This window comes from Ignavibacteria bacterium (assembly GCA_041649015.1).
Taxonomy (GTDB): Bacteria; Bacteroidota; Ignavibacteria; order Tepidaquicellales; family Tepidaquicellaceae; genus CAIKZJ01.
The window spans coordinates 250,099-268,206 of the sequence record JBAZNU010000004.1 but is presented as its reverse complement, the minus strand read 5'-3'; the positions used below and the strand labels follow the sequence as shown (position 1 = coordinate 268,206).

The 18,108-nt window shown below is 35.4% G+C and carries 12 protein-coding genes and 1 tRNA gene; 1 reads left to right on the top strand and 12 read right to left on the bottom strand.

Features of this window, described 5'->3' with window-relative positions; all coding sequences use genetic code 11:
- Positions 1 to 3: 3 nt before the first annotated feature.
- The 7 genes from WC644_08920 to WC644_08890 all read right to left on the bottom strand — a co-directional run bounded on the left by WC644_08920 (position 4) and on the right by WC644_08890 (position 8,693).
- Positions 4 to 1,224, bottom strand: a complete 1,221-nt coding sequence (locus WC644_08920; protein ID MFA5012057.1) for a glycosyltransferase family 4 protein — start codon at positions 1,222 to 1,224, stop codon at positions 4 to 6.
- Positions 1,225 to 1,535: 311 nt separating this feature from the next.
- Positions 1,536 to 2,858, bottom strand: a complete 1,323-nt coding sequence (locus WC644_08915) for a UDP-glucose/GDP-mannose dehydrogenase family protein (GenBank protein MFA5012056.1) — start codon at positions 2,856 to 2,858, stop codon at positions 1,536 to 1,538.
- 56 nt (positions 2,859 to 2,914) lie between these two features.
- Entirely contained in the window at positions 2,915 to 4,720 is a 1,806-nt protein-coding gene (locus WC644_08910) for a sugar phosphate nucleotidyltransferase (protein MFA5012055.1), read from the bottom strand.
- Between the two features lie 7 nt (positions 4,721 to 4,727).
- On the bottom strand, positions 4,728 to 5,291 hold the full coding sequence (locus tag WC644_08905) for a hypothetical protein (GenBank protein MFA5012054.1): 564 nt from the start codon (positions 5,289 to 5,291) through the stop codon (positions 4,728 to 4,730).
- Between the two features lie 16 nt (positions 5,292 to 5,307).
- Positions 5,308 to 5,646: an STAS domain-containing protein gene (locus WC644_08900; GenBank protein ID MFA5012053.1), complete on the bottom strand. Its 339-nt coding sequence runs from the start codon at positions 5,644 to 5,646 to the stop codon at positions 5,308 to 5,310.
- A 29-nt stretch (positions 5,647 to 5,675) separates the two neighbouring features.
- On the bottom strand, positions 5,676 to 7,094 hold the full coding sequence (locus WC644_08895; GenBank protein ID MFA5012052.1) for a glycosyltransferase family 2 protein: 1,419 nt from the start codon (positions 7,092 to 7,094) through the stop codon (positions 5,676 to 5,678).
- Positions 7,095 to 7,130: 36 nt separating this feature from the next.
- Positions 7,131 to 8,693 carry a response regulator gene (locus tag WC644_08890; GenBank protein ID MFA5012051.1) on the bottom strand — a complete coding sequence of 521 codons (1,563 nt, stop codon included), beginning with the start codon at positions 8,691 to 8,693 and terminating at the stop codon, positions 7,131 to 7,133.
- A 661-nt stretch (positions 8,694 to 9,354) separates the two neighbouring features.
- On the opposite strand from WC644_08890, the gene WC644_08885 reads away from it, so the two are divergent.
- The gene (locus WC644_08885; protein ID MFA5012050.1) at positions 9,355 to 10,113 is read left to right on the top strand and encodes an SIMPL domain-containing protein; all 759 of its coding nucleotides are present in this window, start codon (positions 9,355 to 9,357) and stop codon (positions 10,111 to 10,113) included.
- A gap of 154 nt (positions 10,114 to 10,267) precedes the next feature.
- Here the strand turns inward: WC644_08885 and WC644_08880 are convergent, their stop codons facing one another.
- The 5 genes from WC644_08880 to nuoL form a co-directional block, all read right to left on the bottom strand.
- Positions 10,268 to 12,649: a S8 family serine peptidase gene (locus WC644_08880; protein ID MFA5012049.1), complete on the bottom strand. Its 2,382-nt coding sequence runs from the start codon at positions 12,647 to 12,649 to the stop codon at positions 10,268 to 10,270.
- A 137-nt stretch (positions 12,650 to 12,786) separates the two neighbouring features.
- Positions 12,787 to 14,292 carry an NADH-quinone oxidoreductase subunit N gene (locus WC644_08875; protein MFA5012048.1) on the bottom strand — a complete coding sequence of 502 codons (1,506 nt, stop codon included), beginning with the start codon at positions 14,290 to 14,292 and terminating at the stop codon, positions 12,787 to 12,789.
- Between the two features lie 18 nt (positions 14,293 to 14,310).
- On the bottom strand, positions 14,311 to 15,891 hold the full coding sequence (locus tag WC644_08870; GenBank protein MFA5012047.1) for an NADH-quinone oxidoreductase subunit M: 1,581 nt from the start codon (positions 15,889 to 15,891) through the stop codon (positions 14,311 to 14,313).
- Between the two features lie 40 nt (positions 15,892 to 15,931).
- Positions 15,932 to 16,020 (bottom strand) — tRNA-Leu (locus WC644_08865).
- Between the two features lie 41 nt (positions 16,021 to 16,061).
- Entirely contained in the window at positions 16,062 to 18,098 is a 2,037-nt protein-coding gene (gene nuoL, locus WC644_08860; protein MFA5012046.1) for an NADH-quinone oxidoreductase subunit L, read from the bottom strand.
- Positions 18,099 to 18,108: the final 10 nt, after the last annotated feature.

Below are 18,108 nucleotides of genomic sequence, written 5' to 3'. Positions count from 1 at the left end.
GAATTATTTTAATCGAAGTTTTCTGAAAACACTTTCAACTTTTTCATAATAAGAATCCTGGTCAGTAAATTTAACTCCTTCACTTAATGCGTTTGAACCTAACCTATTAATACTTTCACTATCATCATACAGATTTCGGATAATCTTTTTTAATTCAGAAACCGAACCCGGTTCAAAAAGGAAACCGTTCACGTTATTTTCAATTACTTCCGGGAAGGCTGCAAAATCAGAGCCTATAACCGGTTTACCAAGGAGCATACCTTCTATAACAGTATATGGATAGACTTCATAAGCAGTTGAAGGTACTACAAGAAATTTTGAATGCTTTACGATATTTAAAGCTTCAATGCGCTCTTTATTCCCTGTAAATTCGATATTTCTTATTTTATTAAGTTCGCAGAATTCTTTTAATTCTTCAAGCATTGTACCATAACCAATAACAATAAGGTTTACTTCCGGTAAACCGGCTACAGCTTCCACAAGGGTTCTGATACCTTTACCGACTATTATTCTACCGAGATAAGAAATATATTGTTTTGTGCTAATAGGTTCATGCGAGATTCGGTTAACATCATCAATAATTGACTTGTCATAAAAATGGTTGATAGTAATTAGTTTATTTTTATCAAATCCATTCTTAATAAAAACATTGCGAATAAAATCTGAGGGACATATAAAGTAATTTATTCTATCGTATATTTTTTTAAGATTATAATAATAATTCTGTATGGATGATTGAACGCTAGGTATGAGTTTCCCGCCCTTACATTTATTCACAGTGCATTTGTAAAATTTTCCGCCAAAACATTCTTCGCAGATTTTTCCTTCTCTAAATAAAGATGTAAGCGAGCAAATAAATTTGAAATCATGTAAAGTAATAATTGTAGGAATGCTGTATTTTTTTAATATTCTCAGGAATTCATTCGTCAGATAATGATTAAGATTATTAAGATGGGCTACATCGATATTATTCGAAAGGATTAACTTCTCCAATTTTTCTCCAGCAGACGTTATATTTTTGAATAGCTTAAAAGGATTTCTTGATTTAGTATCAAATTTCTCAATAAAGAAGTCTGAATATTCTGTATATATATTTTTAGTATCTTTACTAGAGAAGGCTATCACATTATGTCCCTTATTTTTGTATAAATTTTCCATACTGTTTACGTATGTGAAATCACCTCCTGAAGGGAACCATGTCCAGCTTTGAAGCAGAATATTCATAATTATTGTTTTGTAATTTATCATTTGAAAATGTGTCTGTAAATTTTCTTTCTTAAAATATTATTCTTACTTAAGATAACTCTAATAATACCAAACCAACAATAAGACGTAAAACCTTTAATGCTATTTCTGAAATAGTATTTTTCGTTAATATTTCTAACTGCTGAAGAGAATTTATGTTTATATTCTTCTCCTCCATAACAATTGAATGATAGTCACAAATAAAATTCATACAGAATAATTTACATGGTCTATTGACTAAAATTATTACAACTGCCCAAAAATATATAAAACATACGAAACATTATGAATCACTTAACTGGTTGACGACCAATACTATAATAAACAAAGCCAAGCTCCTTCATTTTTTCAGGTGAGAATATATTTCTTCCATCAAAAATGACAGGATTCTTTAAATCCCTTTTTAATATTTCAAAATCTGGATTTCTAAACTCATTCCATTCTGTCATAATTAATAAAGCTTCAGCGTTTTTAAGCGCACTGTATTCACTTTTGGCATATTCAATAGAATCTTTAAGATAGAATTTAGATGTTTCAGTTGCAGCAGGGTCGTATGCTGAAATCGTAGCACCTTTTTCGAGAAGTTTTTTGATAATTACAACAGAAGGTGCCTCCCTCATATCATCAGTATTTGGTTTGAAAGCCAAACCCCACACAGCAAAATGCTTACCTTTTAAATCTCCGAAATGGCTGATGACCTTATTAAAAAGAACTGATTTCTGGAACTGATTTACTTTATCGACAACTGTAAGTATAGACATTTCTGATCCTTTATCTACTGAGGTTTTAATCAGAGCGTTTACATCCTTTGGAAAGCAAGAACCGCCATAGCCAATACCAGAAAACAAGAACCGTTTACCAATCCTATAATCAGTACCCATTCCTTTTCTTACAAGGTCAATATCTGCTCCAACAATTTCACAAAAATTTGCGAGTTCGTTCATGTAAGTTATTCTCATAGCGAGATAAGAATTCGCAGCATATTTAGTTACTTCCGAACTAGCAGTATTCATTTCGATTATAGGATTTCCCTGTCTAACAAAAGGTTCGTATAATTCCCGCATTATTGATAGGGCTTTACTACTGTTAGAGCCAATAACAATACGATCAGGTTTTAGAAAATCTTCAACTGCAAAACCTTCTCTTAAGAATTCAGGATTTGATACAATATCGAAATTTTCATAACCATGAGCTTTTAACTCTGATTCAACAAGCTGAGCAGTACCAACCGGAACGGTACTTTTATTTACTATGATTTTATAATCATTCGTCCCGCTTTCCATTAAAATCTTACCGATATCATTTGCCACCCCTATAACATACTTTAAATCAGCAGAGCCGTCTTCACCTTGCGGTGTCGGTAAGCAAAGAAAAATAACATCAGAATTCATCACAGCTTCTTTCAAATCACCTGTGAATGAAAGTCTATTTTTTGCAATGTTTCTATAGAAAATTATTTCCAAACCGGGCTCATAAATCGTTACTTCTGCATTTTTGAGTTTTGAAAGCTTTTCAGGGCTGTTATCAACACAGATAACCTGATTACCCATTTCTGCGAAACAAGTACCGGAAACTAAACCAACGTAACCAGTACCAATAATTGATATATTCATAAGATTTTTCCTTTACCTTTATTTAATAATATTCAAAATAGTTTAAATGTTTATTATTATTCCGCACCTGTTCTTTTTACAACCGAGATAAAAGTTTCATACAGCATTTTCAGATATCCCTTGTAGGAATTAAATTCGGTGTACTCGCCAAGATAATCTTTATCTTTATCGGTGATATTTTCCATAACAGATTGAACAGTGTCATGTAAGGCTCTTTCTTCCGCGGTAAGGTTTGAACGACCACGAGCCTGCCAAAATCCTGCAATTCCGGGTTTCCCTTTGAATCTTACCTGCGCAACTTCCGATAAATCTACACTCGAGTCATCTGCCTCGGAAATTAATCCTTTTTCGTGAAGATGAGTTGCCTCATATGACGGAAGCGCCCATACGCCAACAAGACTCATATTACCCTTAAACACATTCCAAAACAAAGGAAGCTCATCAATCGATGTTTTTCTTAATATTCTACCAATTTTAGTTATTCGAGGATCATCTTCAATCTTTACATAAGGACCAGCCTGATATTTATTCTTAAGCTTAGAGATACGTTTATCAGCATCGGTGTACATAGTCCTGAAAACATAATATTTAACAGGCTTTTCCTTGAAAAAAACATACCAGTGTTTTCCTTTTTTTTCAATTTCCGGAGATTTTAATCTTTTTGAGATATAGAATACAGGTCCTACTGAATCTAATTTAATTAAAATTGCTGTGACAAGAAACACTGGAGATAGTAAAAGCAGAGCAAAAAATGCTACAACCCTATCCGTGGCATTAATCAGAAATATATTTAACTTTGTTTTAAAAGGAACAATATAATGCGAACGTAAGACTTTATCGTCGTCAATAAAGGTTCCAAAATTTGTTGGTACACTAAGATGATAATTTTGATTCACAACGGAATCGTTTATTTCCACATTTTTACCAACGTACGTATTATTCAGTATAACACTGTCATTGATTGATGAGTTTTCATCAATAAACACTTCATTACCTATGACAACCTTACCGTTTAACACCACAGAGGATTTAATGTTACAATTATTTCCTATTATTATATTTCCGTTTAGTTTATCTAAAAAGGATTTATCAAGTTTTGTGTTTTTGTGGATAAATACTCCGGGTTTTGTTTCTAAATATTGATTATCAATATTATTGAAAACCTTAGTTGATTCAAGGTTCACCTTCCAATATTCTTCGAGACTGCCAATATCACTCCATTTACAATTTACGGGGTAGGCATAAAAGGCCACTTCACTTTTTAACAATTCAGGAAACAAATGATAACCGAAATCATATTCCACCTTAGGTGGTATAAAATCAAGAATATCGGGTTCAAAAATATAAATACCCAGATTAGCTAAATTTGACTTTGCATCTTCCTTTTTAGGTTTTTCCTGAAAGTTAGTTATTTTGTAATTGGTATCGGTAACGACAACCCCAAACTTCGAAGTTTCGTCAACTTCTTTAACGGCTATTGTAGCTTTTGAATCATGCTGTCTGTGAAATTCAAGCATAGCAGTTAGATCGATATCTGTGTAACCATCACCGCTAAGCACAACAAAAGTTTCATCGAAAAAGCTCTGGATTCTTTTGATTCCACCTGCAGTTCCGAGAAGTTTTTTCTCAATAGAATATGAAATATCAACACCGAATTGTTTACCGTCTTTAAAATAATTATCTATGTATTCGGGAAGATAGAACAAATTCATTTTAATCTTTATGATATTATGAAGCTTACATAAATTTATAATATGCTCTAATGCAGGTTTATTAGAGATGGGAAGCATAGGTTTCGGAATTGTCAACGTGAGCGGTAATAAACGAGTACCAGCCCCTGCGGATAATATCATAGCTTTCATGAGCAGCTCATTTAATTAATTTAGAAATTTTAAAAACATCTACACCAACATCAGAACGTGAGTATTCAAACCTGTCTGTTAGGGATGTAATAAGATAAAGTCCAAAATGTTCAGGAAGCGAGCAGGTTTTCAAAGACCCCTTTTTTAGTTTACATAATTGAAACAGTATAGTATTTTGATTTAATATTTTACAGTTAACTGTACTTTCAATTCCCTGATATACTGTAATTACCTGATTATGAATATGCTTTGGGAATGGTGCAGAATATACCAGAGAGGATTTATTATTGTAGAGCGGTTTAAGCCCAAAACCTTTCCCACGTGAGTATAAGCTTAGTTCAACAACATCATTATCGAGAACTATTTCAAAACAAAGGGAGGGAGAATCATTATGAATAATACAATTAGAGAACAATTCATAGCTTATAACTTTGAATTCTTCAATGAATTTTTTACCACATTCAAAATTAAGTTTACCGCTCAAATGTTCAGAGAGCAGAGCATCAAAGTCGTCGTTTACCTTATTTATTTCAGGTAAAGAAGAATTAATGGAAAAAGAACGTTTTTCCATATATGATTAATTTAATTTAAAAACTATTAATAACGTCCAGTTTGTTATCAAATACTTCAAATACCTTGTAAAGCCTTGTTAATTCAAACATTGCTCTTACAGGTGGCTGAAGACCGAGAATTTTGATATCTCCTTTTATTGCAGTAACTTTTTTAAGTCCAGAAACTATAGCTCCTAAAAATGAACTGTCAACAAATTCAACATTAGATAGATCGATAATAAGCTTTTGTTTTTTATCGACATCAATTAATTTGAACAAGAAATCTTTAAATTCTTTTACGTTTTCAGCAGTGGCCCTTTTAAGGCTGATCTCAATTATTGAAATCCCTTTTTCTTCACTAATAATAAAATTCATAATATTGAGCTTTAATTAGTTTATAAAAATTATCTTGATACTCTTTCCCATACTACATTTTGCTGTGATTTCAAATATCGCTTCAATCCGACATATGCAGCGATATTCATAGTAATAATAACATAAGGTAAATAAAAAATCTTAATCTTAATTTTCTTTTTTTCAAGTAAATAGCCGATTAACGACATAATATAAATCAATATCTGCATAACAAACAATGCAAGATATAAAGGTGAAGAAATGGTTAATAAAAAAATGTTAATTATCAATATTAGAGGCAACAAAAACGGAACCACAGCCCATCTTAAAACCCGGTGAGACACATATTGAAAAGTAAGAACCCGGTATTTAAAAAGATTAAGCAACCCCTTTAACCAGACAATTGACTGGAAGCCACCTGCAGCAATTCTTCTCCGGCGTATGAATTCAGACTTCATATCCTTTGTGGGATCTTCTTCGGCATATGCATCGGGCTCATAAACGACTCTATATCCGTTTTGAGCGACTCGCATTGACAGAACAAAATCTTCAATTATAGCATTATGTTCAATTCCGATACCCCAAAGAGACTTTCTTATCGCAAATATTTCTCCTGCAGCACCAACAGTAGTCCATATTTTGGAATCGATTTTCTTAAGATACGATTCATATTTCCAGTAGAGACCTTCTCCTTCACCGCTTGTAGAATTTACGTTTTTTCTTACTCTTTTCTCTCCTGCAACGCATCCTACCTGTTTATTTCTGAAGTGTTTTGTTAGATTTTTAATTGAGTCCTTGTTAAACATTGAGTTTGCATCAGAAAAAACAAGTATTTCCCCTGAAGCAACTGAGACGGTTCTATTGACCTGTGATATTTTACCTTTTCTTTCAATATCTTTAGTTACGAGAACTTTAAGTTTAGATATTTTATCTCCACCGCTTAAATGCTCATCTATTTTCCTTTTAGTATTTTCTCTGATCTCTTCAGAATTAGCATTAACCTCAAATAAATTCTTTTCCACCGCTTCGAGAAATTCAGCATTACGTGACTCATTTATATTTTCGAATTGCAAGAAACGTGCATACAATTCTTCTTCTTTCTCGCTAAGGTCCAGGACGAAGTTATCACCCATGAAAGCATTATAGAATTCGTTAACAGTTTCGTCATTATTGATTGTAGAATCGTAAGCAATAGCAAAAATTACTTCAAGCTTATCATACGGATAATTAAGTTCCAACGTATTAATAATTTTCTCTCGAATAATTTCTTTCGGTTCTCCGGAAGCGGAGATTATCATGCTCACATAAGGAATGTAATTATTTTCATCCGGTTCTACATATTCCTCTCTGATATAATTAACAGGTTTAGGAAAAAGCTTCATTAAGAAAGGGATTTTCGATATGATTGTGATAAGAACGCCATATCCAACATAAGAATAAATAACGATAATAACTGAGATCCAGAACAATATTTCCAAAGTGAGCGTCAAATGAATAATACCGTTTTAAAGTGTTTTTATTGTTAATAAAGTAATATCATCTTCAAAATTACTCTCTGTGTAACCTGAGAAAGTATCCTTAAGAACATTTAACCTATCAGTATCCACATCAGTAAACTCAAGAGTATTAATAACAGACGCCATACCGAACTGTATCCCCTCTTTATTTCTTGATTCAATAATACCGTCAGTAAAGAGTATTATCTCGTCATTTTTATTTACAGAAATTTCAATGTTGTTATACTCACCATCCTGAGACAAACCGAGAAGCATACCTTCGGAGTTATATACAGATACTTTACTATTTTCAGCACAGTACTTTAGAATACTTAGGTCACCAGCACCTGAATATTCTACAGTATTATTTTTGTTATTAAGAATCAAACAAGAAACTGTTGTGAATATTTCCGATATTTTGGAGTCGTTGTAAACTGTTTCATTAACTCTTTTTAGAATCTCACTTGCGGTGATTTCATTTACGGAATTAATTGATATTCTCACAGCACTTCTAATATAACCAATGAATGAAAAGGCAAAGAACCATGCGCCCCATTGTTTACCCATAATATCACCAAGTATAATGCACATTCTATTGGCATCAATTCTAATGTAGTCGATGAAGTCTCCACCCGGCATTCCCTTATAAGGAACGTGCCAGTGCTTGATTTGATACCCCTCAAAATCGGGTGCATTAGCCGGAATTACTTCCATGCTGATATTACTCGCAGCTTCCTGCAATTCGTTTAGTGCTTTTCTACGTTCTTTACGCAGATTCATTACGATGTTTTTAACTCGAATACAAATCAATTTGGGGTTCGAGGTTTTAATAATATAATCCTTTATGTCAAGGTCATAACCTTTAATGAGAGCTTCTTCCTCGTTTATGGAAGTTAGGAAAATAAAAGCAACATCTTTAAGCAACGGTTCTTTAAGTGTCATACGCCGGAATTCAAAACCGTCGACATCCGGCATCATCAAATCTGAAAGTATAATATCGGGTCTCTTATTTTTAGCAAGTTCGAATCCATCTAAAGCATTATCGGCAGTGAGGCAATCAAATCCTGTTTCTTTAAGTTCAAACTTCAAAATCTCCTTGTTGAAAATATCATCATCGACGAGCAAAATGAGAGGCTTCCTGTCTTCAACTTGATCTTCAATCTTTTCACGTACACCATAGATTTTATATATTTCAAGGCGCTTAAACAGAGCTTCCATTTTAATGTATAACTCGTCCGTATTAACAGGTTTTGTTATAAAATCATCAGCACCAAGGCTTAAGGCGTACTCCTTATCTTCTATCGCATGTTTTGAGGAAATAAAAATAAACGGAAGGGTTTTGTGCTTGGGATTTTCTCTAACTTTTTTACAAAAGCAAAATCCGTCATCACCCGGCAGAATTATATCGCTGAGAACAATATCAATATGATTAGAAGTAAGTACATCATAGCCATCACTCGTAGTACCTGCAGTAAAAGTATTATATCCCTTTTTTCTTAACGCCGTACCTAAGATTTTCTGTAGAATAAGATCATCATCAAGTATTAGAACATTTTTAGCTGTACTTTGCATTTATAAAATTGTAAGTGAATGAGATTAATGCTTATAGAATTTACAAAATTAAAAAACACTTTTCAATTGCAGTTTTTATTATATTGACAAATCTATAAGAAATATAATATGCTATTATTTATGCATTACGACACAACTACTAAAATTAATAATAAATATACTCCTTTAAAGAAAGACAAAAAAGGGAATGATAATTTACTGTTTTAAATTTAAAATATTTTACAGCGTGATAAAAAAGGATAATTTATATGGGTTTGAAGTAATAATTATGCGTACTTTATGCGCACATTATGCGCACTTTGTGCGCACTTATATAATATTGTTGATTTGATATTCATGCATTTAAAAACCCTATATAAAATTTGTTTCTAATGACTTATTTTGTAAGAAGGAAAAACTGGTTATTTGTTATACAAAAGAGACAAATTATCGAATTTTAGTACTTCGTTTCATATTTATTGAGATTTTTGTTACATGTATTATGAGAGAAATGAAGCCCAATTAAAGCAAATGAAAGTTTAATGACTCTAAATATATGGGAAGACAGCATCATTGAATTAATTTTTCAAAGTGTAAATATGTCAAAAAGTAAGATTATAAATTTGTTTGATATTTGGGGAACATTTAGTTATTTTCGGAATATAAAACAAAAAACTTCATTATGGAAAACCAGAGCAGAAACAACTATTTACCATTTGCGGTGATATTAGCGATTGGTTTTATAATAGCAGCATTTATTATTTCAGGAACATGGAGAAAGGTAGCGAGCAGCAACGTAACCATAGCTGTAACGGGATCAGCTTCGAAAGAGATAAAGTCTGATTTAGGGATATGGGATGGTTCTTTTTCGAATGAATCTCCGTCAATGACAGACGCTTATGCTAAACTTCTTGAGACGAATTCTAAGGTGAAAAACTATTTAGTATCATTCGGATTTCCTGAGGAGAAAATAGTATTTTCATCAATTAACACAACAGAGCTTTATGAGCAGAAATCGCGTGGGGAGATGTACTTAGGTGAGAGTTATAGTACAGGGAAAGTGATAGGATATAGATTAACTCAGAATGTATCGGTTGAGTCTCAGGAAGTAGAAAAGATAGACAGACTTTCAAGAACCGTTACAGAATTGATAAATCAGGGTATTTCAATAAACTCGAATCCACCGAGGTTTCTTTACACAAAATTAAGCGATTTAAAGATAGAGATGATAGGACTCGCTGCACAGGATGCAAAGACAAGGGCAGAGCAGATAGCAAAGGCAACGGGAAATAGTGTGGGTGATGTACGTTCTTCAAAAACGGGTGTTATGCAGATTAATGCAAAGAACTCCACAGAAGTATCGGACTATGGAGTCAACGATGTGTCGTCGCTTGAGAAGACAATAACAGCGGTTGTGAATGTGAGTTTTTCGCTGGATTAAAAATTGTTTAACGAAATATTTTATATGTCGTCCTTACGGGACTACACTAACTACAGATTAAGTTGCTAGAGACGATTACGAAACACTTTTGAAATAAAAAAGGCGGTCCGGAATGACCGCCTTTTGTGTTTATAAAGAGAAATTTAATTCAGAATCACTTGATAAGCATCATTCGTTTGAGGTCTGTAAAATCACCGGCGTTAATTCTATAGAAATACATGCCAGAAGATAAATTATTATAATCACGACTATCAAACTCTACTTGATAATTACCAGCAATCTTTCTTGAGTTAACGAGTGTAGCTACTTCCCTACCGAGTACGTCAAACACTTTGATTGAAACCATTGATTCCTTTGCGACAGAATAACTTATTATCGTTGAAGGATTGAACGGATTCGGATAATTCTGAGATAATGAATAAGTCATAGTCTGTTCATTACCTGATAATGAAGTAACTGAACCGAACGGGAAATTAGTCGCAAATGGTTTAGTTGTGTAATAAGCGACTACTTGATTTGTATCAGTCAGTCCAATATTTACGTTCATAGAGCCAGTTGCTGTAGAAGTAGTTCTTGCGGCAAGAATAAGTGTTCTTGCTGTATCGAGAAACTTAAACTTCAGGCTATCGAATGTAAGAGGTCCGTTAACAAAAGGATGTGATTTAAGTATAATATCGCCAGCTGAAACAACGTTATTCCTATCTTTATCCCAGTAAAGGTCGAAAGAGGTTATGTTTGAAGCAGTTGCGTTTGTGGTCATCCCAAACTTCAGTAGTTTTAATGAGCCGACCTGTGGGTTAACAGTTGTAGAGATTTTTAATCCTACGAGTTCTCTTGCAGTATCGCTGGCAGCGAGAGTGCTGTTGATAAGCATATTACTACCATTGTTAATACCTTCGAGAGTAAACTTTGGCGAGTTTGTAGCGGCGAATGCATCAATTCTTCCTGTTCCATATCTATAATCTTTTCCCGGATCGCCTTTTTCAACGGCTGTTAATTCGATTACTTTTGAAACATCTTGTGGTAACATTTCCGGATTTACCGAAAGCATCAAGGCAACACAACCTGCAGTATGGGGCGTTGCGGAAGAAGTGCCTCCGAATGAACCACCATAACCAGTACCTGAGCTTACGTAAGTAGAAATAGAACCTTCACCCGGAGCTGAAACATCGGGCTTTTTCAGACCCATAGAGTCGGGCTCAACGGGTGTAGTTCTGCTATATGGATAATCTTTATGATTTGAATCTATGGGATACGTGTAGGTACCCCAGAGTGCCCAGTTTCCCCATGTAGTAGGACCCCAAGGAGAGGAGGTAGAGATAATATCAGTAGCGCAACTTACATTACCAACACCGATAACACCGCTGACATTACCTCTTAATGTTTGTTCAGGGTGAAGCCATGGCGGAGGACAATTGCCTGCTGTAGAAATATTAAGAGGCACACCTCTATTATTACCGTCATTACTTGTTGAATTAGTATGAATCATACCACCGGCCAGAGACATATCGGTTGCTAGTCTCATAGCAGAATAATCAGGTTTAGGAGACATGCTCCATTTCCAGCTTAAAGAACTGGTAAAAACATCAACACCCATAAGCAGGGCATACTGAAAAGCAGCCATCTGCTGTGACTGTCCAGAATTGTTACGATTAAGCAAACATTTCGACTCAGGAGCGACGCCAGTCTGAGTACCCATGGTGCCATCACCGACAACGTGTCCAAGAGTAGCAGAACCATGAGATGCAGTAGTAATGTTATAACTATTAGTCGTGTAATCCCATCCTATCAGGTCATCAACTTTTCCATTACCATCATTATCTACACCATTAATATCACCCGGGTCAAAAACCGAGGTTGTCCCAGATCCCCATATAACAGTCATTCCGTTATTATTGGCATCTTCGCCAAGGTTTTGGAAAACACCTTTGACAAGGTCAGGATGTTTCCACCAGAAGCCATCGTCAGCATTACCGACAAGAACTCCTTTACCTTTATTACCTTGAGCCCAGCAATCATCGGCATTCATTAGAGTAATCCCAGGTTCGATTGCCTGAGGGCTCGTAAGCGCACCGATAAAAGGAGGAGTAGTTTGCTTAGTATCGTGAAGCTCTTCCATCGGGTATTCCGGGTCATAAGTAAGCATTATAACTTCATCAAAACTTTCCGCTAAGTCGTAAATAGTACTGACGTCAGCTTTAAGAGCAATTCTATTAATAATCCAAAGGATTTCAACATCGGCGGCGGCACCTGAAGATTTTTTACTGTCAATAAAAAACCTAACCTGTCTTTGAGACTGGTCGGCGAACCTCATCAATCTATCAATTACGATAGCACGTCTTTCTTTTTTAGGGGTATCGTAGCTGATATCGTTAAAATCATTAAGAGATAAGTGCTTATTGAATACAATCATCAGAGGGATTTTTTCATTAGGTGAAGCACTGTTTAATTTGTTTTGCAAATCAGGATGAATTCTCGGATTTGCAAAAACAGCTGTGTATAACAAAGTTATAACGAGCAGATAAGTAAGTTTCATTAAATAAGACTCCTTTAAATGTTTAGGTAACATAACGAAATTATTCGAATTAAGAAACAAAATTAAACAACTGTAGATGAAAAAGTAAAGGGTTGAATCCGAGAAATTCAACCCTCTTTAGAACTAAAAAATGAATATTAATTTATTCCGAACAAAACTGCTGATACCTCTGCCAGTTTAATTAGCGGTGCGAAGTATATACCGAGAAACATAGTAGGTCCAGCGAGAAGAAGCAGAACTACGTAGCTACCGATACCATATTTAAATTTGGGAACAACTTCTTCTTCTGGTTTCATAAGGAACATGTACTTTAGAATTTTAATGTAGAAGAACAAAGACACGACGCTATTTAACATTCCGACCATAGCCAACCAGATTAAGTTTGATTCAATCAAAGCTGAGAATAGGTAGAACTTACCTATAAATCCAGCGGTAGAAGGAATGCCTGATAGAGCAAACATAAATATACCCATAAAGACAGCGACAGCGGGAGCCTTATATCCGAAACCTTGCATGTCGGACATTTCATCAGAATCGATTTTATTAACGATAAGAATCAATGCATAGAATGCTCCAAGTGTCATAAACATGTATGCGATGAGATAAACAATCATAGCTGTAAGACCCTGCTGATTGGCAACAGTTAAACCAAGCATAATATAACCGCCCTGAGCGATAGAAGAATAGGCAAGCATTCTTTTGACACTTTGCTGCCATACTGCGGCAAAGTTACCGAAGATCATGGAAGCAACAGAAAGTACTATTATAATTTCAAACCAACCGATACCTCCAATAATCTGCAATTTACCATCAAGCATCGTGTAGCTTTTAAGGAAAGTGCTGAAAAAGAATCTAATCATAACAGCAAAACCTGCAGCCGATGAAGTAACGGCAAGAAAAGCAGTTACCGGAACCGGAGCACCTTCGTACACGTCGGGTGTCCAGAAATGGAATGGTACAGAAGATATCTTATAACCAAAACCAGCAAGTATCATGATAATCACCAAAACGATGAGCGGATTAGCTGTTATGTTAGCGGTTGTAAGGAAAAGTGAGATATCATAGATATTCATCGAACCGGTGAATCCATACAAGAGACTCATACCATAAATCATAATTCCGGACGAAGCAGCTCCGTAAATAATGTATTTCATAGCAGCTTCAGAAGATCTTTTGACTTTTTTAGTGTACCCCGAAAGAATATAGGAAGATAGACTAACGGTTTCGAGAGCAAGGTACATCATTATCATGTTGACGGAAGAAGCCATCAGATATGCTCCAATAGCCATCGCAATCATGAGGTACACATGTTCATTATGATGAGTGGAATTCTGAATCTCTTTAGAAGAGACAGTGAAAATAATCACGAATATTGTAGATATGATGAAAAGGAACTTAAAGAAAATCGAATAAGGGTCAATGACAACCATCCGAGAAAACAATATTCTTTCGGTTCCAAACTGCAAATAAGCAAAATATCCGCTGACTATTAATCCAATTATACCCACAACGGGGACGACCACTGATTTTTTCCTGAGAATAAGGTCAAGAAATATACATACAATGACAGTGGCAATTAAAACCGTTTCGGGGATAAAACTGTTTAAACTAATTAATGTTTGCTTTATTATTTGTTCTTGCACTTAAGTATAATTAAATTTTTAATTTATTCCCCAGATAAAATTAACTAACTGATTAACTGAAGTTGACATTAAGTTCAGCATGTACGAGGGTAATATTCCGAGGAGTACTACGATAATAATAAGAGGTACAGTACTGAGCAATTCCCTGCCGTTAATATCCGTCAGGTCATTCCATTTTTCGGGTAATTTACCGAAGAACAATCTTTGAATAGTCCAAAGAATGTAGGCAGCGTTCAGAATAATACCGAGAAGCGAGATGATTGCAATAACTCTAATGAATTCATTCTGGAAACCGCCAAGGAAAATAAATGTTTCGCTTATGAATGCGCTAAATCCGGGCAAACCGATAGAGGCAAACATAGCGATAGCAATAACTACAAAGTATTTCGGCATTTTGTTTGCAAGTCCTCCAAAATCATACAGTCCTCTTGTATGTGCTCTATCGTATATAATACCAACAGAAAGGAAGAGGATTGCAGTAATGGTACCATGATTGAACATCTGCAGAATAGCACCGTTAATACCGATAGTAGTGTTTGAAGCCATTCCGAGCAATACGTAACCCATGTGGGAAATGGATGAATATGCAATGAGTTTTTTGAAGTCTTTTTGAGCCATTGCACACAGAGCACCATAAATAATGTTTATTGCAGCAATGATTGCTATCGGATACATGAAATATCTGGCTCCGTCTGGAAAGATTGAATAAGAAATTCTAAGCAGCCCGTATGTACCCATTTTCAGAAGAACACCAGCGAGTATAACTGATATTGCAGTTGGTGCTTCAACGTGTGCATCAGGCAGCCATGTATGGAAAGGAAATGCAGGTACTTTAATCGCGAAACCAATAAACAAAGATACAAAAGCTAAGAGCCGCCATGTTTCATTTAACATACCAAAAATAGAATCAGGCGGGAATGTAGCGGGATCCATTAAAGTAAGCATGTTGAAAGTATGAAGACCTGTTGCGGGGTCTTTTGAACTAAAATAAAGACCGATCATGACAACAAGAATAAAAGCACTTCCAAACAAAGTGTAGAGGAAGAACTTAATAGCAGCATACTCTCTTCTTTCACCTCCCCAGATACCGATTAAGAAATACATCGGCAGGAGCATTATTTCCCAGAACACAAAGAAAAGGAAAAGGTCTAAAGCAACAAACACACCCATCATTCCTGTAACGAGGAAAAGATACATAATGTAGTATCCTTTTTCATTTCTTTTAACGCTGAATGAAGCAATTGCGCCGATAAAGGAAATCAGTGCCGTCAATAAAACCATCGGGAAAGAGATACCATCAACACCTAAAAAGTATTCAATTTTAATCCTGCCATCCCACAGGAATGCAGGAACATCAATCCAGGTTAACTTTTCCACAAACTGGAAACCGGCAAGAGTATTAATTCCTGCTTTAGCCGGATCATAGGCACTAAGCATCACAACAGACAGGACAAGTAGTAAAAACGTAAATCCTACTGTAATGTACTTGATGGATTTTTCTGCACTTTTCGGAACAAAAAGAACGGCAATCATACCCAGTAAAGGCAGAAATACCATCCATGTCAGTATCCCAATTCCAAGAAGTTTAAATTCAATCATCTCAAATATTTTTATTTATATATTAATTGCTTTTAAATAATGGTGCCGAAAGAGGGAGTCGAACCCTCACGAGATTTGAGTCTCGCTGGATTTTGAGTCCAGTGCGTCTACCAGTTCCGCCATTTCGGCATATATCATATATTTAAAGAACGTTAAAGCTAAAACAAAAACTACATAACACGGAAAACGAAATACAAAATCAGAATTCCGAACAACAAGAATGCAACATAAGTTTGAATTCTACCTGTTTGGAATTTTCTGAATATAAGACCAAAAGCACCGACAATACCGCCTGTAAGATTTACGAGACCGTCAACAGCTATATTATCGAATAGTCCGTTATATTTTGAGAAGACCCTTGTAACAGAGGAAGCACCATTTACAGCACCGTCAACTATATTATTATCGAACCAGGCACTAATTCTGGAAAGACCTATTGTAGTTGCAACAGCAATCTTGTCGTAGAGTTCGTCAAAATACCATTTATTAAGAGAGAAATTATATAACGGTTTTATTGAATCAGTAAGTTTATCAACATTGACTTTCTTCCAGTAATAAAAAACAAAAGCTGTAAGGATACCGATACCTGAAATTATGAGAGAAAGAACCATTGCGGTATAATGCGCATGATGGATGTGTTCCATGTATTCCTCAAGCGGAAGCAAATTGTACATAAAGCCTTTAGTGCCTGCGAGAAGATGTTCGGGCATCTTAACAAGATTCAGGAACCAACCTCCGTCACCTGAAAGCGGATTGAAGGAGAAGAAACCGAAAAAGGATAATACTGCAAGAGCAATTAAAGGTATAGTAATTTGTTTCGGAGACTCGTGGCAATGATCGTATTTTTCTTTGTTTTTCGGTTCACCGAGGAAAGTGAGGATTAAGAGTCTAAACATGTAGAACGCTGTCAAACCTGCAACAAAGAAGGCAAGCACCGGTACTATATAATTTATACCCCCGTTTATGGAACCGAAAGCAAGTGTAGCAGAAAGTATTGCATCTTTACTAAGAAATCCTGATGTTAAAGGCACGCCTGAGATAGCAAGAGTTGCCATTAAGAAAGTGTAAAATGTAATCGGCATCTTCTTTCTTAATCCGCCCATTTCCCTAATATCCTGAACGTGATGCAGACCGTAGATAACGGAACCAGCAGTAAGGAACAAACATGCTTTAAAAAAAGCATGTGTAACAAGATGGAAGAAACCGAATGAATAAGCACCGACACCGATTGCCATAATCATATAACCAAGCTGGCTAATAGTAGAATAAGCCAGTACTTTTTTAATATCGTTTTGTGTAATAGCAATAGTTGCAGAAATGAAAGCAGTAATAACTCCTATATAAGTAATAACCGTTAAAGCGTCAGCAGACAGCATAACGAACATTCTTGCAACAAGATATACACCAGCAGCGACCATCGTTGCCGCGTGGATTAATGCTGAGACAGGAGTAGGACCTTCCATAGCGTCGGGCAGCCAAACATGCAACGGGAACTGTGCTGACTTACCAATTGCACCGCAGAAGAGCAGAATTCCAGCAGCAGTAAGCATACCTCCTGAGAGTTTACCTGCTGAGACGCCATCAAAAATACCGTTAAAAGTAAAAGAACCAATTGTAAAAAAGATTATTAAAATACCGAGAAGAAATCCTGCATCACCGATTCGATTAACTATAAAAGCTTTCTTAGCAGCTTCCTGCGGCGCGGGTTTTTCATACCAGAATCCTATCAGCAAATAGGAACTAACACCTACGAGTTCCCAGAATATATACATCAAAAGAATGCTATTACCAAGAACGAGTCCAAGCATAGAAAATGTAAACAAACCGAGATAAGCGTAATACTTTTTGTATTTTGCATCGCCTTCCATATACTTAACAGAAAAAAGGTGGACGAATGCACTAATAGCGTTTACGACAACGAGCATAAGAGCGGTCAGGTGGTCAATCTGGAAACCGGCATAAAAGTTAGTAATACCCAGAATTTTATTTTCACCAAGATTAAACCATTCAACATTAAATTCATACTTACCGAGAACGGTCAAACTATAGAGGATAAAGAGTGAAAATCCCAGGTTAATAAAAATCAACGTTGTTGCAAACCAGTCCCCGCTTCTTGGAATTTTTCTGCCGAAGAAAGAAAGCACCAGAAAACTGAACAACGGTATCAGTAAAACAAGAACAGGTAATTTATGTAATGCAAATTCCATTATAATATAA

Bases quoted from the DNA above. Each gene is read 5' to 3' on its own strand.
- WC644_08920 (MFA5012057.1), bottom strand. From the start codon at position 1,224: ATGAATATTCTGCTTCAAAGCTGGACATGGTTCCCTTCAGGAGGTGAT.
- WC644_08915 (MFA5012056.1), bottom strand. From the start codon at position 2,858: ATGAATATATCAATTATTGGTACTGGTTACGTTGGTTTAGTTTCCGGT.
- WC644_08910 (MFA5012055.1), bottom strand. From the start codon at position 4,720: ATGAAAGCTATGATATTATCCGCAGGGGCTGGTACTCGTTTATTACCG.
- WC644_08905 (MFA5012054.1), bottom strand. From the start codon at position 5,291: ATGGAAAAACGTTCTTTTTCCATTAATTCTTCTTTACCTGAAATAAAT.
- WC644_08900 (MFA5012053.1), bottom strand. From the start codon at position 5,646: ATGAATTTTATTATTAGTGAAGAAAAAGGGATTTCAATAATTGAGATC.
- WC644_08890 (MFA5012051.1), bottom strand. From the start codon at position 8,693: ATGCAAAGTACAGCTAAAAATGTTCTAATACTTGATGATGATCTTATT.
- WC644_08885 (MFA5012050.1), top strand. From the start codon at position 9,355: ATGGAAAACCAGAGCAGAAACAACTATTTACCATTTGCGGTGATATTA.
- WC644_08880 (MFA5012049.1), bottom strand. From the start codon at position 12,649: ATGAAACTTACTTATCTGCTCGTTATAACTTTGTTATACACAGCTGTT.
- WC644_08870 (MFA5012047.1), bottom strand. From the start codon at position 15,891: ATGATTGAATTTAAACTTCTTGGAATTGGGATACTGACATGGATGGTA.
- nuoL (MFA5012046.1), bottom strand. From the start codon at position 18,098: ATGGAATTTGCATTACATAAATTACCTGTTCTTGTTTTACTGATACCG.